The sequence below is a fragment of the Enterococcus sp. DIV1316a genome (assembly GCF_050536915.1).
GTDB classification, from domain to species: Bacteria; Bacillota; Bacilli; order Lactobacillales; family Enterococcaceae; genus Enterococcus; species Enterococcus faecalis.
The window spans coordinates 192,531-211,161 of sequence record NZ_CP172913.1 but is presented as its reverse complement, the minus strand read 5'-3'; the positions used below and the strand labels follow the sequence as shown (position 1 = coordinate 211,161).

Sequence of the window (18,631 nt, the reverse complement as noted above, 5' to 3'; positions counted from 1 at the left end):
GCCTCCTTTTAAAGGGAATCCGTTTCTTGCGAATGTTTGTATTTTTCTTGTCGCAATGCGGTTGTAAAAGTAGCAATTTCTTGAATCCAAACAGCTTCTTTACAATCTTTCGGCAACTTCAAGGAAATAGTCATTTGTTCTTTCTCAACTGCTAGATCCGCTTTTAAGCTGGTTGCCGATAACGCTTCAAACAACTGCTCCACAGAGTATGTTTTTGTGCCAATTTTACTTAACACAAACTTGACTTTTCGGTCGCGTTTACGAATACTTTCTAACAAGGCACGGTCGCCATCCATTTTGATACGGCCAGTGGTTAATAAATGCGCCACTTCGTCAGGATACTCTCCAAAGCGGTCTAACAAGTCCGCTTCTAATTCTTCGTACATATCCATATTTTCTAATTGACGAATCCGTTTATAAATTTCAATTTTTTGTCGTTCGTCTGTAATGTACGTTCCTGGAATATAAGCATCAATGCCCAAATCAATTTCAACAGACGTTTTTTGGTCTTGGATATTTTTTCCTTGTTTACGAGCAACTGCCTCAGATAACATCTGTGAGTACATATCAAACCCAACCGAATCAATGAAGCCATGTTGTTGGGCACCAAGAAGGTTTCCGGCCCCTCGAATGGAAAGGTCACGCATCGCAATTTTGAACCCAGAACCTAATTCCGTAAAGTCTTTAATTGCTTCTAAACGTTTCTCGCTAACTTCGTTTAGGATTTTTTGCTGTTCGTACATAAAATAAGCATAGGCCACTCGATTGCTACGCCCCACACGACCACGTAATTGATACAACGTAGATAAGCCCATGTAGTCCGCATTTTCTACAAACAAGGTATTAGCATTAGGAATATCTACTCCTGTTTCAATAATCGTTGTAGTGACTAATATATCATATTGTCCTTCAATAAAATCAAACAAAGTATTCTCCAGTTGTACTTCTGTCATTTGCCCATGTGCATACGCAATTCGTGCGTCTGGAACTAGTGCTTGTAACTCTTCAACTTTTCGTTCAATCGTATCTACTCGATTGTATAAATAAAAGACTTGACCATCTCGGGCCATTTCTCGCTCAATCGCTTCCCGAATCGCCCCAGGATTATTTTCCATGACATACGTTTGGATCGGATAACGATTCTCTGGTGGGGTTTCGATGACAGATAAATCACGGACACCTAACATCGACATATGAAGGGTCCTTGGGATTGGCGTTGCTGTTAACGTCAAGACATCCACTTGTGAACGCAATTGTTTTAGTCGTTCTTTATGTTTCACTCCAAACCGTTGTTCCTCATCAATAATCAACAAGCCTAAATCACTAAAATTAATATCTTGCGACAATAAACGATGGGTACCAATCACAATATCTACTTGGCCATGTTTAATTTTTTCAATTGTTTCATTTTGCTGTTTTTTCGTGCGGAAACGACTTAATAAACCAATTTCTACAGGAAAGCCCTCAAACCGCTCTTGAATCGTTTCGTAATGTTGTTGCGCTAAAATAGTTGTTGGCACTAAAAAGGCAACCTGTTTATTGTTGCTAACAGCTTTGAAAGCCGCTCGTAAAGCCACTTCTGTTTTACCAAACCCTACATCGCCAACTAACAAACGATCCATTGGTCGAGATTTTTCCATGTCGTGTTTAATTTCGGCAGCACTACGTAATTGATCATCTGTTTCAGAATACGGAAAAGCCTCTTCAAATTCTTTTTGATACGCATCATCTGGCGGAAAAGCATAGCCTTTTTCCGACTCTCTTGTCGCATAAAGTAAGATTAAATCATCCGCGATATCTTCAATTTTCGAAGCAACTTTTCGTTTAGTTTTCGTCCATTCACTGCCGCCTAGCTTGTTAATTTTCGGCGTTTTAGACTCGGAAGCAACGAACTTTTGAATCAAGTTCAATTGTGTTACTGGAATAAATAACTTGTCATCATTTTGGTACAAGATAGTCATGTAATCTTGATGAACCCCATCAACTTCTAAGGTTTCCATACCAATATATTTACCAATCCCGTGATTCGCATGAACGACATAATCGCCCGTTTTTAAGTCGCTATAACTTTTCAAACGTTCCGCATTAGAGATTGTTTGACGACGTGCCCGTTTTTTGGTCGTTGTATGAAAAATTTCTTTTTCCGTAATCGCCACGAGCTTGTTTTTAGGTAATTCAAACCCTGTTTGTAATGCCCCTTGGACAATTTGGACATGCCCATCTAACAACTGATCCCAATTGCTTACTACGCTAGGTATGTCAAAGTCCTGAAATAGCTCTTCGACTTTTTGAATCCGTTCTTTCGTAGGAACAAAAACAACGACCGTTTGGTTTTGCTTTTGCCAACGGTCCACTTCCGCTTTTAGCAACGGCATTTGACCGAAGAATTGTTGCATTGAACGATATTGGAAATTATGGACTTCTTGGAAACGAAGATTCCCCATTCCTTTTTGAAAAAGTGAAAAGAAGGTCGTATTTCGTGCAGTTTTTCGCAATTGATCATGAAAGTCTACGCCAAAAGTTTGTTCAGAAAACACGCGCATTTCTTCAATTTTCAGGGTTTGCCATTCCGCTTCCTCTCTAGCGATTTCTCGCTCCGTTTCCATCATACGAGAATAATCATCCACAAAAAGCAAACTATTTTCTGGTAAATAATCTAACAGCGTAGTTTTTTGTTGGTACAGAAAATCTGTATAATAGTGAGCATTTTCTGTAGGAATCCCTTGTTCCCAAGAAGACAGCAACTGACCAAAATATTCTTCTAAAAAATCGGTCTCCGTTTGATCTTTAGCTGTCGCTAAACGTTTTTCTAGAGCATCTTGTAACCTCGTCATGCCATGATTCATATCTGCCTTTGAGAATACTAAATCAGTCATTGGTGAAATCGTTACTTCTTCAAGATTTTCTAATGAGCGTTGAGTATCTGCTTCAAAATAACGGATTGAGTCAATTTCAACATCAAACAGTTCCACCCGAACAGGGTATTCGGCATTTAGCGGATAGACATCAACAATGCTTCCGCGAATACTAAATTCGCCGGGCTTTCCGACCATCGATTGGCGTTCATAGCCCATTAACACTAAGCGTTGCGCGAGGATTTCAGGTTCTACTTCCGTCCCGATTTCCCAATGAAGTTGCGCATTTTGCCACGTTTCTTTCGTTGGCAAATATTTTCGTAGTCCAGCTACTGGTACGACCACGATTCCTGCATTCGCTGTCATCAGGAAATTTAACGCACTCACTCGATCTGCGCGCGCTTCTGGTGAAGAAAAGGCCATTTCGGCGGATAACACTTCATCTACTGGAAATAGATGAACTTGTTCTGAAGGTAAAATATTTAAAAAATCATCTACTAATTGATTGGCATAGTATAGGTTTGGGACCGCAATAACAATTTTTTGATGCGTCTTTTGTAAAGCGCCTGCCATCAGTAATGTTTTAGCAGAGCCTGATAACCCAGTAATTAGTTGGCGCGTTCCTGTTGTCATTAGTTGACTGCGCCATGATTTAGCAATTTCTGTTTGGCTAATTCGTTCGATAATATTCAAACAAGGGCCCTCCTTTCTGCTATTTTCCATTAAATTGATTCATTGTTTCAACAAACGTATGTCCTTCGCATGCATATAAAGCGGCATCGGCTGCTTTTTTTACAGCAAGTAACATCTCTCCGTGTGTTTCTTTGGGAAAAGTACTTAGTACATGGTGGATAACTGTATCATTTTTTGAGGGCCGACCAATGCCAATTTTAATTCTAGGAAAGACATTTGTGCCTAAATGGGCAATCAGACTTTTTATCCCATTGTGGCCGCCAGCACTACCTTTTTGCCGTAAACGAATTTTACCGACCTCTAAGTCTAAGTCATCATAAATAACAATCAAGTCTTCCTCATCTACCCCAAAGTAGGTCAACAACGGACCAACAGAGCGACCTGATTCATTCATAAATGTTAATGGTTTCACTAACAATACTTTCTCAGTCCCTATAAAAAACTCTGCAATATCTGCTTCAAAATTACTATTATTAAACGAAACATTTTGCCGATACGCAATTTCATCTAGCGTAATAAAGCCAATGTTGTGTTTTGTTTCTTTGTATTTACTACCGGGATTTCCCAGTCCTACGATTACTTTCATCTTTCATTCTCCTTGGATTATAAGCTTGCCAACACAAAATGGCTGGGAAGCGTATGCGCTACCCAGTTTTATTCATTATACCATAGAAATAAAAAAACTCGCAGTCTTTGAAGATTAAGAAAGATGTAAAAAAATTTTTTAGAAATTTAAATATGCGCAAGATAGTGAAATTACGCACATGTAAGAGCTACCATTTTGAAACAGGTCTGAAAACTGTATCATTTTTACAATCAAAGTTCGTGACATTTTTTACAAACCATGTTACTATCACTTTAGCAACAGGAAATAAAAACTCGTTGCTCACGAAAAAGAATGTAGAGGAAGGAATGGTACACATGACTGCAGCCGCAGGGAATAAAGATCACCAAAAAGTAATTTTAGTCGGGGACGGTGCCGTAGGTTCTAGCTATGCCTTTGCTTTAGTAACTCAGAATATTGCTCAAGAAGTTGGGATTATTGATATTAATGTACCAAAAACTGAAGGAGACGCGTTGGACTTATCTCACGCATTAGCATTTACTTCTCCTAAAAAAATCTATGCTGCTACTTATGACGATTGCCATGATGCAGACTTAGTTGTCTTAACAGCTGGTGCGCCTCAAAAACCAGGCGAAACTCGTTTAGACTTAGTTCATAAAAACTTGAAAATTAATAAAGAAATCGTTACAACAATTGTTGATTCTGGTTTCAACGGTATCTTCTTAGTTGCCGCAAACCCAGTTGATATTTTGACTTATTCAACTTGGAAATTCTCTGGCTTCCCGAAAGAACGAGTAATCGGTTCAGGAACTTCACTAGATTCTGCTCGTTTCCGTCAAGCAATTGCCGAATTAGTTGATGTTGATGCACGAAATGTCCATGCCTACATCTTAGGGGAACACGGAGATACAGAATTCCCAGTTTGGTCACATGCGAATGTCGCTGGCTTACAAATTTACGAATGGGTGAAAAATAATCCTGACGTCGATGAAGAAGCAATGGTTAATTTATTCTTCAACGTACGCGACGCTGCTTACACAATCATCGAGAAAAAAGGAGCTACTTTCTATGGAATCGCGGTTGCACTAGCGCGTATCACTAAAGCTATCCTAAACGATGAAAACTCTGTGTTACCATTATCTGTTTATTTAGAAGGTGAATATGGTCAAAACGATATTTATATCGGTGCACCAGCGATCATCAACCGCCAAGGCGTTAAACAAGTCATTGAAATTCCATTAACAGATGCTGAACAAGAAAAAATGGAAGCTTCTGCTTCTGCATTAAAAGAAGTTATTGAAACAGCTTTTGCTAAATTTGAAGCAGAAGAAGCAAAATAACTCCTTCTATAATAGTCGAAAATTAAAAACAACCAAGAGTGACCACTATTGTTACTCCGCTTTAAAGCCTGGTACAAAAATCCAAAGTGATTTTTGCACCAGGCTTTACTTTTAATCTGTTTTACTTTACTCATCACTCAACTTTTTCAAAAAATTATTGTTTTGTTTAGCTCGAAAAATAACAATAACCAAAAATAAGTTTATTATCTAAAATTCACTACACTACTTAATACAGTCCGTCTGCTTCTTCTTTTGTCACAATGTAAATATTTTTCATTTGCGTATAAGCATCTAGCATTGATTTATGCGTTTCTCGACCAATTCCTGATTTTTTATAACCGCCAAATGGCGCGCCCGCAGGCAATTGATTGTATGTGTTGACCCACATCCGACCTGTCCGTACACCACGAGCAACCCGTAATGCCACATTGATATCTTGAGAAAAGACGGCACCACCTAGACCATATTCAGAATCATTAGCTAAACGAATGACTTCTTCTTCCGTTTCAAATTTAATCACTGTTGCAACAGGACCAAAGATTTCTTCTTGGGCCACGCACATTGTATTCGTGCCGTTCGCTAATAACGTAGGTGCTAAAAACGCCCCCTTGTCTAGCCCATTTTCTGTTAAACGTTGCCCACCAGTAATCAGTGTAGCTCCTTCCTTCACACCAATTTCGACATATTTTAAAATTTCTTCCAATTGATGCTCATTGATCTGAGCGCCCATTTCAACATCTTTTTCCCACGGGAAACCAACGTTCACTTGTTCAAACTTTTCCTTTAAAGCTTCTACAAATTGATCATAAATACCTGACTGAACGAACACACGAGACCCAGCACAACAAACTTGCCCTTGATTGAATAAAATCCCTAACTGCACGCCTTCTAATGCACGTTCCCAATTGGCATCTTCAAAAATAATGTTGGCTGATTTTCCGCCAAGTTCTAAAGTGGCTGGAATTAGGCGGTCGGCCGCAGCTTTAGCGACAGTGTACCCCACCTCTGTTGAACCTGTAAAAGCTAGCTTATCAAACCCTGGATGTGCCAACATATAATTTCCTGAATCAGAACCACGACCGGTGATTAAATTCACTACTCCTTTCGGCAAGACTTGATCAAAAATTTTAAACAATTCCAACAGACTTAATGATGTGCTCGAGGACGGATGAATCACAACCGTATTACCTGCTGCCAACGCTGGTGCTAATTTCCAAGCACCCATTAATAAGGGGAAATTCCACGGAATAATTTGACCCACAACACCAATGGGTTCTTTCACAACAATGGATAACGTATCCTTATCAAATTCTTTGACAGACCCTTCTTCTCCACGAATCACACTAGCAAAATACCGAAAATGGTCTGCACTGGCAGGGACATCAATCGATTGCGTTTCCCGAAGCGGTTTTCCATTATCTAAAGTCTCCACCATAGCCAAATGTTCTTGATTTTCTTCAATCAAATCAGCAATTTTCAACAAAAGATTGCTTCTTGTTACAACGTCAACATCTTTCCATATCTGAAACGCTTCTTGGGCTGCTTCTACAGCTCGATCCACATCTGCATTTGTGGCATCAACAAATTCTGCTAATTTTTCGCCATTACTAGGATTGTAACTAGCAATCATTTTGTTACCACTACCTGTTGTCCACTCTCCATTAATATACAATTGATAGCTACTGGCAACTACTTGATTTATTTCTTTTTTACTCATTTACCCACCTCTTTTTTATTTTTGTATCCGCTTACAATTATAAGACATCTTCCACCTAAAAGTAAATGATTATACCTAAAAAAAATATAGCTCTCAGCGACTGTTGCTAACTCATCCCGACCTGAAGCCTCCTGGCAATATCTGAATGTATTAAACTTTATTGGAGAGAACTTTTGCCACAAAAAAAGCTAGCACTGAAGAATTAAAATTGCTTCTTCAGTGCTAGCTTTGATTTTTCCAACTCATTCGTTCTTATTGACAAAGAGCTGATTTTTTTATTTATCTTTTGGAACGATATAGTTCATTAAATGTGTTTCATCGGCTGAGATTGTACGTGTCGAAACAACGTTTAATCCCTTCACGTTCATTTCAGAAATTAAGATGCTACCATCTTTAAAGACTTTTTCCACAAATGCGACATGACCATAAGTATTGTCTGCGCCTAAAACGCCAGCTGGGAAGGAAACCGCTGCGCCTGCTTTTGGTGTACGACTTACTTTGTACCCGCGTGCACGACCTGTTTCGCCCCAATCTTGACCATTCCCCATTGTTAAGTCCACACGTTTACCTAATTGCGTAATACGGTTGTAGACATATTGTGTACAGTTGCCCCAAGCATAACTATTAAAGGTGTCATAGTTTTTGCCATTGTAGGCTGGGAAATTTGATTCCATTGGTTCAACGGTTGCTTTTTCTTTATCATAATAAGTTAAATCGTATGTTTTAATTAACGCATTTAATTTCTTATGGTAATCTTTGTCCGTTGCGTATTTTCCTGTTAGGAAACGTGTCGCTTCTTTATATGATTTGGCTTCCGTTTTCCAGACACCATGATAGAAATCTTTATTGGAATCTAAACCATTTTTCAATAATTTCGCATAATCTTCCATTGATTCTTTATACGTTGGATATTGACGGAATTTTGCTTCTACTGTGTATAGGTTACCGAAACCATTGTCTTCATAGGTAATAAAAGAAACAGATTGACCTTTGTAATCGCCTTTAATACCAAACAAATTGTAGTTTGGTTTCTGGCTTAATTTACTATTGCCGCTGCCACTTTCTAAAATTGCTTGAGCAATCATCACACTAGCATATAAGTTTTTGTCCTTGGCCACTTTCCGAGCAGATTCACCGATTTCTTGAATAAACTCTTCTGTCTTCTTCGTTTTGCTGACCGTAAACGCCTCATCGTCTTCCACTAACCCAACCGTTTCATTTGTAACTGGTGGGACTATTTCGGGCTGCGGTGTTGACGCTGTTGGTTGTTCTACTGGCTTTTCAGCTGGCGCTGTTGGTGTCACTGGTTTCGCCGGCTGTTTTGATTCAGAAGTACTCGTGCCAGGTTTTGGCTGTTCTTTAGAAGAACTTGGTGTGGTCGTCGGCGTGGTACTTGATTCAGTTGTACTTGTTGACGTAGAATCTGTGGTTGACTCTGTTGTACTCGTTGAGGTGGAGTCAGTAGTCGATTCTGTCGTACTTGTGGATGTTGAATCCGTTGTGGAATCGGTCGTTTCGGTTCCTGACGTTTCCGTGGACTCCGTGGTTGCAGATTCACTTGATTCGGTTGAACTTTCTGTTTCAGTTGTTGTTTCTTCTGTCGCTTCTGTTGTTTCACTAGTCGCTGTCATTTCAGTGGCTTCAGCAGTTGTTGCTTCTGCGGTTGTTTCTGCAACAGAACTATTTTCAGCTACCAAGTTATTACCTTCTGCAAATGCGCCTACTGGCATTGATGAACCTAAAAGTAACAAGGTAGAGAACAGGGCAAATTGTTTTTTCATACTCATTCTCCTTTTTTATTTTTCTCCATTTATTTTTATGTACCAACATAATAATTGACATAGTTATTGTTTAAATGGCTCCTTTTTTAATAGTATACTGTTTCATAAAAAATTTCTAGCAAAAAGTTAAAAAAATAGAAGAAAATTCACAAATTCTTCTATCTTTTTTTGGTAATTTTCTAAGAAAAAAAAGAAAGGGCTTGAACAAACATCAACGTCCTCTCTTTTTCTCGTTATCCTTCAAACAAAATACTTTTTTTTCGAAGTGCCTCTTTGATTTCTTGGAAAGTTTCTTCGTCTGCACAGCGAATAGTATGCAGATGGACGCCTCCTGTTAAAACTGATAGTAATGTAGCATGCTCTTTTTGATACTTGTCCATAAATTTATCAATATCTTTCTCTGATTGAATGCGCAAACTGCCGATTAATTCCCCATAAAGCGGATGTGCAATACTCACATCTACCACTTCTCCACCTTTGGCAACAATGACTGACAATTCTTCTCTCGTTTGTTCAGGTGTATGTTGACAAGCAATTTTCCGTTCAATTCCTTCTAAAGGTTGTTCCAACATATACCCTCGAGCTGTTGCGACAATTTCGACCCCTGTCGCCCGTAATAGAGCGACATCTCCTACAATAATTTGTCTGCTGACATCAAAAGCTTTTGCAAAACGAGTGGCACTAATTGGCTTTTCGGTCTCTCTTAATCTTTTAACAATCTCTCTTCTTCTGATTTCTCCATCCACGACCTTCGCCTCACTCTCCTAAATGTTTTTCTTGGAAACGTTTAGAGGCGTCCATAATTCCCTGGAAAGTCTCAGATAATGTTTCTTCATACTCGGCATTTTCAACATGATTCAGAATAGTTTCTAATACTTGTTGTTCTCTTTCAGAATCAAAAACCGCATGACCTGCTTTCTTTTTCACTGCAGCAATCTCTGCGACGACGTCCATCCGCTGTTCTAATAAACGGACCAGTTCCTTATCGATTTGGTTAATCTTTGCTCGTTGTTGTTCTAAAGAAGTTGTTGGGGCGTCATCTTCAGTCAATTCTTTAATTATCCGTGCTGGATTACCTGCGATCACACAGTTTTCTGGGAACGATTTGGTCACAACAGCGCCTGCTGCTACCACTACATTATCACCTAATGTTACGCCAGGAAGGACAATCGCTCCACCGCCAATCCAAACATTGTTGCCAATGATAATTCGTTTCCCTGATTCCATTCCGCTATTACGCTTGGCTGCTTGTAATGGATGCTCGGCTGTATAAAGTTGCACATTGGGTCCAAACATACAGTTATCGCCAATTTCGATTGGACAAACATCTAAAAAAACGTTATTAAAATTGGCATAGAAATTTTTTCCCACAGAAATGTTGTAGCCATAATCAAATTGAATCATCGGTTCGATGTACGTCCCGACACCCACTTTTCCAAACGTTTCTTCTATTAATTGACGACGAATATAAGTGTCTGGTTGTTGGTTAATTAACGCCATTTGTTCACGGGCTTTTTTGCGATCAGCCACTAATTCAGGATCTGAGGCAAAATATAGTGCACCTGCGATCATTTTTTCTTTTTCTGATTTAAATTCTTCCATTCCGTTACTCCTTTATCGTTAATTCTGCAAATATCGTTTCGGCTTTCGCTTCTAAAAAATAATAAGGTTGTTGTAAAAATAGCGGCGTTTGATTAATGGCTAAAATAGTTGCCGTTGGTTGTTTATAATGAATCAAATCGCAAAATGGATGCACTTGAAAACTCGTGCCGACAATCACGATTAAGTCGGCAGAAGCAACGGCCTGAATGGCTTTTTCGATTGCCTCTTCGGATAGGCCTTCTTCATACAAAGTAATAGCTGGACGGATTTGTCCATGACAATCAGCGTGCCGATCACTAAGCAAATAGTCTTGCCAAGGAACCGTTGCACCACAAGTTTGGCAATAACATTCATATAAATTACCATGAAAGTCCACCACTTCTTGGCTACCTGCTTTTCGATGAAGCCCATCAATATTTTGTGAAACAATTTTTCCCCGTTTCATTTGCTCTAATTGGGCCATTTTCTGGTGAATGATATTAGGTTGTGCGTCTGGATGATAGAGCGTTTTAACGAATTGATAAAACTTTTCTGGCTCTGTTTTTAAGCAAGTCCGGCTCAATAAGTATTCCGGTTGCTGGATTCCTTGATAGACACCTTTTAAGGAACGATAATCTGGCACACCTGAGGCTGTCGAGATACCCGCACCTGTTAAAAATGTGATTTTTTGTTGGGTTGCCAACCAATGAATTGCCTCAGCTTGCGTGATATCTTGCATATCGATTCAGCTCCTAATCTTCTATATTATAACGTATTTTAACATTAGCACCAAAAGTTTTTCCACTTTTTGAAAACTTCTTACCTATATATTGATTTATCTTGAAAGAGTTTGTGACAAATTTCTCAACTCGTGGTAAAATATGCATGAGTAAAAGTGAGGTGAAACAACAATGGTCGCATTTATTATTTATTGGGCTGCAATTATTGCCTGCATCGCTTGGGGCGTTTTAAGCATTTGGTTCTCTGTTTTTTATCTTTCTCGTAAAGAAAACGGAAATCTTTGGGCTTTTGCGTTCTTCAACGTTATCGCTATTATCGCCTTAGCAATTGTTTTATTAGTTTACAAAACTTGGGATTTCGGTATCTTAACTTACTCAAGTCTAATTTATACAATTTTAGCTTCTTTAGGTGTATTGACTGTTCTTCAAGCTATTTTAGGTCGTGAACCAAAAGCTGTCAAAGCTTAAGTAAAAAGCAACTGTTCCTTTAGGAATGGTTGCTTTTTTCGTATTAGTTTCTATTTCGTAGGGAAAATGTTACGCTAATTTCATGGTGTTTGTGTCCTCTTGATAAATTCCTTTGCTGGAACATATTGACTTTCTTCTGGATTTATCCTAAAATTAATAACTGAATTTAATAACTGAATAGTGCCTCAAAAAAGAGGTAGAGGTCGCGGTTTTTATTACGCTTGTGGAGTGAGAGGACACTGGGAAGCAAGTTTAGGATCAATCGCCGAAATGCATAACGGAGCCTCTTCTGTTGTGTGTTGGGACGTAAGTTAAGAGCTTGCGGACTGTCTTAGTAGTGATGCTAAGTTGTGCTATGTTTCGTTGAGGAATTTTTTTCGACATTACCTAGCAACCTTACATCTGTTTGGTTGTTTTTTTGTATTCAAAAATAGGTTGTGACAGAAGTATTCTCCTTTAAAAAGACAGAATCGCTTTTGCTCAGCTGATTATCAAAGCTTGTTGATTGAAAAAAGACAAAACGATCAATCAGACAAGAAATTTAAAGGAGAGAAAAAGATGAACAAAAAAGTTTTTTCATTCAGTCTACTACTTGTCACGCTATTTTCGTTACTTGGCATGACAACCAACGCTTCGGCGGAGGAAAATGGTGAATTTCGTGTCGGCATGGAAGCTGGCTACGCCCCTTTTAACTGGTCACAGAAAAATGACGCACATGGCGCAGTGCCTATTCAAGGCAACTCTTATGCAGGCGGCTATGATGTTCAAATTTCTAAAAAAATTGCCGATGGTTTAGGTCGTAAATTAGTAATCGTCCAAACCAAATGGGATGGCTTGGCGCCCGCCTTACAATCTGGAAAAATTGATGCCATTATCGCCGGAATGAGCCCAACCGCTGAACGAAAAAAAGAAATTGCTTTTACAAACCCTTATTATGAATCACAATTTGTCGTAATTGTAAAAAAAGATGGCAAATACGCTAATGCAAAAAGCTTGAAAGATTTAGCTGATGCTAAAATTACGGCTCAACTAAATACATTCCACTACGGATTAATTGATCAAATTCCAAATGTCAATAAACAGCAAGCAATGGATAACTTTTCAGCTATGCGAACAGCACTTGCTTCTGGCATGATTGACGGGTATGTTAGTGAACGCCCTGAAGGCATAACAGCAACTAGTGTCAATAAAGAATTAAAAATGTTAGAATTTCCAAAAGAAAATGGCTTTGATGCTAGCGCTGAAGACTCACAAGTAGCAGTCGGCATGCGTAAAGGCGATCCTGACATTGAAAAAGTAAACAAAATTTTAGCAGGTATTTCTCAAGATGAACGGACAAAAATTATGGACCAAGCAATCAAGGATCAACCTGCAGCAACAGATAGTGATGAACAAAAAACAGGACTTATTAACGATTTCAAAAATATTTGGAATCAATATGGCGACATGTTTTTACGTGGTGCTGGTTTAACGCTATTTATCGCGTTAATCGGGACGGTCGTCGGAACAACCCTTGGTTTACTAATTGGTGTCTTCCGTACAATTCCAGATTCTGAAAACCCAGTCGCTCGTTTCTTCCAAAAATTAGGAAATTTAATTCTTTCTATTTATATTGAAGTTTTCCGTGGTACACCAATGATGGTTCAAGCAATGGTTATTTTCTATGGTTTAGCTCTAGCTTTTGGCATCTCTTTAGACCGAACAGTGGCCGCATTATTTATCGTTTCTGTGAATACTGGTGCCTATATGTCTGAAATTGTTCGCGGAGGTATTTTCGCAGTAGATAAAGGACAATTCGAGGCAGCACAAGCGATTGGGATGACCCATGGACAAACAATGCGTAAAGTCGTTATTCCCCAAGTATTACGTAATATTTTACCTGCAACAGGGAATGAATTTGTCATTAATATCAAAGATACGGCCGTGTTAAGTGTTATCGGTGTTGCAGATTTATTCTTCCAAGGGAATGCTGCTTCTGGCGCAAACTTCCAGTTCTTCCAAACCTTTACAATTGTCGGCATCATGTACTTGGTAATGACTTTTGTGATCACACGAATCTTACGTGTTGTGGAACGTAAAATGGATGGCCCTTCTGCTTACGTTAAAGTAGAAGAATTAACTGAAGAAGGAAAAGAAAGCTAGGAGGCAAACAGATGAGTGCAATTATTGAAATTGAACATTTACGAAAAAGCTTTGGCGAAAACGAAGTATTAAAAGATATCAATATGAACGTCAATAAAGGAGAAGTTGTCACCATTATCGGTTCTTCTGGTTCTGGTAAATCAACGTTACTACGTTGTATTAATTTGTTAGAAAAACCAACAGATGGCAAAATCATCTATAATGGTAAAAATGTTTTAGAACGTGGTTATAGTTTGCCCAAATATCGGACCCATTTAGGCATGGTTTTCCAATCATTCAATTTATTTAATAACATGAATGTCTTAGAAAACTGTACTTCTGGTCAGATGACTGTCCTAAAAAGAAACAAAGAAGAAGCCAAAAAAATTGCCTTAGAAAATTTAGAAAAAGTTGGCATGGCTCGTTTTATTGATGCCAAACCTGCTCAATTATCTGGTGGACAAAAGCAACGGGTAGCCATTGCTCGAGCATTATCAATGGATCCAGATGTTTTACTTTTCGATGAACCAACTTCTGCATTGGATCCTGAAATGGTTGGCGAAGTGCTAAAAACGATGAAAAATCTTGCCCATACAGGGCTAACAATGGTGATTGTAACACATGAAATGGAATTTGCGCGGGACGTATCCGATCGTGTTATTTTCATGGATAAAGGTGTCATTGCCGAAGAAGGGACCGCTGAAGATATTTTTGTCCATCCAAAAGAAGCTCGGACAAAAGAGTTCTTACATCGGATTTTAACGAAAAACTAGTAAAAAAGAGGCAGTCATTCTGGTTAGAGTGACTGCCTCTTTTTTACTAGTTTTTGTATTGACGAATCATTGGCGGTTCATAGGAATCAATAAATGCACCAATTTCTTCTAAGGAATCTGAAATGAAAATTTTAGCTCGATCCGCCGCTGTTAAGAAATTAGTTTCTACCATTTTATCAAAAAAAGCAGCTAATAAATCATAGTAACCATTCACGTTGTATAAAATACAAGGGTTCATATGTTCACCGACTCGGCCCCAAGAGATCACCTCGCTAATTTCTTCGAGTGTGCCGGGACCACCGGGTAAAGCTAAATACACATCTGCCAATTCAATCATTTTTTTCTTACGCGCATGCATATCACTGACTGTATGCATCTTTGTAATGCCATTATGTGCAATCTCTCGTTCCATTAAAAAAGTGGGCATGACACCAATTACCTCTCCACCTTCTGCCAAAAGCGTATCAGCCACTGTACCCATTAGACCAACATTGCCACCGCCATAAACTAGATCATAGTGATTTTCTTTCATCCAAGCGGCTAACGCTACTGCAGCTTGCTGATAGATTGGCTCATTCCCCAGACTGGCGCCACAATATACTGCCATTTTTTTCACAAACATACCCTCCATTTAGATAGATTCTTTTTTACCATCTATCCTCTGGTAGCTATGGTAGCATATTTTGATTTTATCGAAAAGGTGCAGCCATTTTTCTTTTCGTTTTAAAAGTATTTGAATTTTCAGACAATAAATGCTATAGTCTTTTTATATTTTAAAATTTCAGAAAAAGGAGCCCTATTATCTTGTCTACCTCACTCACTATTCGCTTAGTTGCCGAAGCAGATTGGCCCGCATTACATACCTTGGACCAAATCATTTGGACAAAAAAGAATACCCCTGCCGAGATACAACCACTCTCGCTTGCGGCATATCAGGAAAAAATGAAGGATGAAACGATTTTCGTTGCCATCAGCGGACAACAACTCGCTGGATTTATTGAAGTCCATCCGCCCACTTCGTTAGCAGCTCATCAAAAGCAATGGTTACTAAGTATTGGCGTTTCGCCAGATTTCCAAGGTCAAGGGATTGGCGGTTCTTTGCTGTCGTATGTCAAAGATATGGCCCAGATAAGCGGGATTCATAAGCTGAGTTTGCGAGTAATGGCTACCAATCAAGAAGCCATTCGATTCTATGAAAAACATGATTTTGTGCAGGAAGCACATTTTAAAGAAGAATTTTATATAAATGGACACTATTGTGATGATTATCAGTATGCTTATTTCATAGAAAAATAAGAAAACCAATGTTTTCTATAAAAACTGGTTGCTCTCTGTTTCTTCTTCTGTTATTTTAAATAATAAGACAATATTAAGGAGTGTGAATCTATGCAAAAAAAGTTAGTTTGGCGTGATTATCTATACGTTGGTTCAATGTTATTCGGTTTGTTTTTCGGTGCTGGAAATTTAATTTTCCCTGTACATATGGGACAAGAAGCTGGGGCTTCCGTCTTTTTAGCAAACTTGGGCTTCTTAGCCACTGGAATTGGCTTACCTTTTCTTGGTGTCATTGCTATGGGTGTTTCTAAAAGTTCAGGTGTTTTTGACTTAGCTTCTCGGATTAATCGTCGTTATGCTCTTATTTTTACCTTACTATTATATTTAACGATTGGTCCTTTCTTTGCTTTACCAAGGTTAGCAACTACTTCTTTTGAGATTGGTCTTGCACCATTTGTTCCTAAAGACTTGCAATGGCTGGTTCTTGCTGGTTTTTCCGCATTATTTTTCTTAGCTGTTTGGCTCTTCTCTAGAAAGCCAAGTAAAATCTTAGATTATGTGGGTAAATTTTTAAATCCGTTATTTTTAGCATTGCTAGGAATTTTGATTGTTTTAGCCTTTGTAAAACCATTAGGTCATGTGGCCAGTGCCGCTGTTGGTGAAAATTATATTTCAAGTCCTTTCTTTAAAGGATTTACAGAAGGTTATAATACGTTGGATGCTTTAGCTTCATTAGCTTTTGGGATTGTTGTCGTTTCCACTTTACGAAATATGGGCGTCGAAAAACCAGGAGATATCGCTAAAGGAATGATTAAATCAGGTGCTTTCAGTGTTGTATTGATGGGGATTATCTATACCTTACTTGCTTATATGGGAACAATGAGTATCGGGGCTTTTCCAATCAGTGAAAACGGCGGGATTGCCTTAGCCCAAATTGCCAATTACTATTTAGGCCTACCGGGGAGTATTTTACTGGCTTTTATCGTAGTTCTTGCTTGTTTAAAAACCGGTATCGGCTTAAGCACAGCCTTTTCTGAGACTTTTGAAGAAATGTTTCCGAAAGTTTCCTATCAAAAATTCTTGGCAATTGTTGTTATTTTACCAGCTATTTTTGCAAATGTCGGCTTAACCAACATCATTCAATTTGCCGTTCCAGTCTTGATGTTCCTTTATCCATTGGCGATTACTTTAATGCTTTTGGTAATCATCAGTCCTATTTTCAAACATCGACGGGAAGTCTATCAAGCAACGACCTATATCACATTGATTGCTGCTGTTTTAGATGCATTAAATAGTTCCCCCGCCTTTATCAAAGATACGGCGTTTGTAACAACGCTTTTAGAAAAAGCCGGCCAATACTTACCATTGTTCACTATTGGCATGGGCTGGGTCGTTCCAGCAACGGTTGCTTTTCTAATTAGTTGGGTTTGGGTCATGATTTCTAAAAAAGATCCTATCCTTGATTAATTCTTACCAAAACAACACTAGAAAAAATGCGGAAGCGCATCTTTTCTAGTGTTGTTTTTATGTATATTCGTTGTACCAAACTCTTGACTATGGTAAATTGAAGTTACCAACAAGTACTGGAGGAAATTGCCCATGTTAGTTACAACAACCGAGAGAATTAGCGGTCAAGAATATGAAATTATTGGAGAAGTTTTCGGGTTAACCACACGTTCTAAAAATATGTTTAAAGATTTAGGTGCTGGACTAAAAAGTGTAGTTGGCGGTGAAATCAAAGGTTACACTGATATGCAACGAGAAGCACGCGACCAAGCAATCGAACGTTTAAAAGCAGAAGCCTCTAAATTAGGTGCAGATGCCGTTGTGATGATGCGTTTTGATTCTGGCACAATTGGCACAGACATGCAATCTGTCGTGGCTTACGGAACAGCTGTTAAATACATCTAAATTTTGCAACTAAAAAGACGCAGACCTTTTTTTGTAAGGTCTACGTCTTTTTAGTTTTCATATTTCACTTCTGCTAAATACAATCCTTCTGGATGAGCAGTCGGACCTGCTAAATTTCGATCTTTGGCTGCGATAATTGCTGGAATCGCGGTTGGTTCCAGCCGCCCATTGCCGATTTTCAATAGCGTACCAACTAAAATCCGAATCATTTTGTACAAGAAACCATCGCCCCGAAAAGTGAATGTTAATTCATCCCCCGTTTCATTGACATGAACACTGGCTTCATGAATGGTTCGGACTTTATCTTCTACCGAACTTCCTGAGGCACAGAAAGAGGTAAAATCATGGGTACCTAATAAATCAGGTAAAGCTTGTTGGATTTTTTCGAGATCAATGGGATACGGAAAATAACTGGCATAAAAACGTCGAAATGGACTTCGTGGTTTGCCAATATCCACTTTAAATTGATAGGTTTTTTCGATCACGTGATAACGTGCATGAAAGTCTTCTGAAACACGTTCCACGCTTCGCACAGCAATGTCTTCTGGTGTTTGTGTGTCTAACGCAAAGCGCATTTTTTCCAACGGACGTTCCTGCGGATAATCAAAGTGAATCACTTGGCCCATTGCATGAACACCTGCATCTGTTCGTCCTGAACCAAAAACCGTCACGGAGTGTCCGTTATTCATGCGTGCTAACGTTTTTTCTATTTCTTCTTGAACGGTACGCTCATTAGGCTGCTTTTGAAAGCCATGAAAATGAGTGCCATCATAGGCAATGATTGCTTTATAGCGGGGCATAATTTTTATTC

16 protein-coding genes and 1 riboswitch are annotated in these 18,631 nt (G+C 38.8%); of the genes, 7 read left to right on the top strand and 9 right to left on the bottom strand.

The window, feature by feature from the left end:
* Positions 1-8: 8 nt before the first annotated feature.
* Together mfd and pth are read right to left on the bottom strand one after the other, a co-directional pair.
* Entirely contained in the window at positions 9-3,548 is a 3,540-nt protein-coding gene (gene mfd, locus IGL56_RS01030) for a transcription-repair coupling factor (RefSeq protein ID WP_002356253.1), read from the bottom strand.
* 19 nt (positions 3,549-3,567) lie between these two features.
* Positions 3,568-4,134 carry an aminoacyl-tRNA hydrolase gene (gene pth, locus IGL56_RS01025; protein ID WP_002356252.1) on the bottom strand — a complete coding sequence of 189 codons (567 nt, stop codon included), beginning with the start codon at positions 4,132-4,134 and terminating at the stop codon, positions 3,568-3,570.
* 335 nt (positions 4,135-4,469) lie between these two features.
* Here pth and IGL56_RS01020 point away from each other — a divergent pair, with 335 nt between their 5' ends.
* The gene (locus IGL56_RS01020; RefSeq protein ID WP_002356251.1) at positions 4,470-5,453 is read left to right on the top strand and encodes an L-lactate dehydrogenase; all 984 of its coding nucleotides are present in this window, start codon (positions 4,470-4,472) and stop codon (positions 5,451-5,453) included.
* Between the two features lie 226 nt (positions 5,454-5,679).
* On the opposite strand, the gene IGL56_RS01015 is transcribed toward IGL56_RS01020, so the two are convergent.
* From IGL56_RS01015 to IGL56_RS00995, 5 genes are all read right to left on the bottom strand, one after another.
* The gene (locus tag IGL56_RS01015; protein ID WP_002356250.1) at positions 5,680-7,170 is read right to left on the bottom strand and encodes an aldehyde dehydrogenase family protein; all 1,491 of its coding nucleotides are present in this window, start codon (positions 7,168-7,170) and stop codon (positions 5,680-5,682) included.
* A gap of 275 nt (positions 7,171-7,445) precedes the next feature.
* Entirely contained in the window at positions 7,446-8,957 is a 1,512-nt protein-coding gene (locus tag IGL56_RS01010) for a glucosaminidase domain-containing protein (protein ID WP_025189089.1), read from the bottom strand.
* Positions 8,958-9,184: 227 nt separating this feature from the next.
* Positions 9,185-9,697: a transcription repressor NadR gene (locus tag IGL56_RS01005; RefSeq protein WP_002356248.1), complete on the bottom strand. Its 513-nt coding sequence runs from the start codon at positions 9,695-9,697 to the stop codon at positions 9,185-9,187.
* A gap of 10 nt (positions 9,698-9,707) precedes the next feature.
* The gene (locus IGL56_RS01000; RefSeq protein ID WP_002363448.1) at positions 9,708-10,553 is read right to left on the bottom strand and encodes a chorismate mutase; all 846 of its coding nucleotides are present in this window, start codon (positions 10,551-10,553) and stop codon (positions 9,708-9,710) included.
* Positions 10,554-10,557: 4 nt separating this feature from the next.
* Positions 10,558-11,271, bottom strand: coding sequence for an NAD-dependent protein deacylase (locus IGL56_RS00995; RefSeq protein WP_002381369.1), 714 nt, complete (start codon positions 11,269-11,271; stop codon positions 10,558-10,560).
* Positions 11,272-11,443: 172 nt separating this feature from the next.
* On the opposite strand from IGL56_RS00995, the gene IGL56_RS00990 reads away from it, so the two are divergent.
* The 3 genes from IGL56_RS00990 (at position 11,444) to IGL56_RS00980 (ending at position 14,634) form a co-directional block, all read left to right on the top strand.
* The gene (locus IGL56_RS00990) at positions 11,444-11,740 is read left to right on the top strand and encodes a hypothetical protein (protein WP_002356244.1); all 297 of its coding nucleotides are present in this window, start codon (positions 11,444-11,446) and stop codon (positions 11,738-11,740) included.
* Between the two features lie 189 nt (positions 11,741-11,929).
* A riboswitch (Lysine riboswitch) is annotated at positions 11,930-12,104 on the top strand.
* Positions 12,105-12,298: 194 nt separating this feature from the next.
* Positions 12,299-13,882 (top strand): ABC transporter substrate-binding protein/permease, encoded by a 1,584-nt coding sequence (locus tag IGL56_RS00985; RefSeq protein ID WP_002381368.1) that lies wholly within the window; start codon positions 12,299-12,301, stop codon positions 13,880-13,882.
* 11 nt (positions 13,883-13,893) lie between these two features.
* A complete protein-coding gene (locus tag IGL56_RS00980; protein WP_002356242.1) occupies positions 13,894-14,634 on the top strand; it encodes an amino acid ABC transporter ATP-binding protein in 741 nt (246 codons plus the stop codon).
* Positions 14,635-14,680: 46 nt separating this feature from the next.
* Here the strand turns inward: IGL56_RS00980 and IGL56_RS00975 are convergent, their stop codons facing one another.
* A complete protein-coding gene (locus IGL56_RS00975) occupies positions 14,681-15,265 on the bottom strand; it encodes a TIGR00730 family Rossman fold protein (RefSeq protein ID WP_002385418.1) in 585 nt (194 codons plus the stop codon).
* Positions 15,266-15,438: 173 nt separating this feature from the next.
* On the opposite strand from IGL56_RS00975, the gene IGL56_RS00970 reads away from it, so the two are divergent.
* The 3 genes from IGL56_RS00970 to IGL56_RS00960 all read left to right on the top strand — a co-directional run bounded on the left by IGL56_RS00970 (position 15,439) and on the right by IGL56_RS00960 (position 17,820).
* On the top strand, positions 15,439-15,930 hold the full coding sequence (locus tag IGL56_RS00970; protein WP_002356240.1) for a GNAT family N-acetyltransferase: 492 nt from the start codon (positions 15,439-15,441) through the stop codon (positions 15,928-15,930).
* Positions 15,931-16,020: 90 nt separating this feature from the next.
* Complete coding sequence (gene brnQ, locus IGL56_RS00965; RefSeq protein WP_002356239.1) at positions 16,021-17,376, top strand: branched-chain amino acid transport system II carrier protein; 1,356 nt, start codon at positions 16,021-16,023, stop codon at positions 17,374-17,376.
* 132 nt (positions 17,377-17,508) lie between these two features.
* The gene (locus IGL56_RS00960; RefSeq protein ID WP_002381365.1) at positions 17,509-17,820 is read left to right on the top strand and encodes a heavy metal-binding domain-containing protein; all 312 of its coding nucleotides are present in this window, start codon (positions 17,509-17,511) and stop codon (positions 17,818-17,820) included.
* 50 nt (positions 17,821-17,870) lie between these two features.
* Here the strand turns inward: IGL56_RS00960 and truA are convergent, their stop codons facing one another.
* Positions 17,871-18,620 carry a tRNA pseudouridine(38-40) synthase TruA gene (truA, locus tag IGL56_RS00955; RefSeq protein WP_002356237.1) on the bottom strand — a complete coding sequence of 250 codons (750 nt, stop codon included), beginning with the start codon at positions 18,618-18,620 and terminating at the stop codon, positions 17,871-17,873.
* Positions 18,621-18,631: the final 11 nt, after the last annotated feature.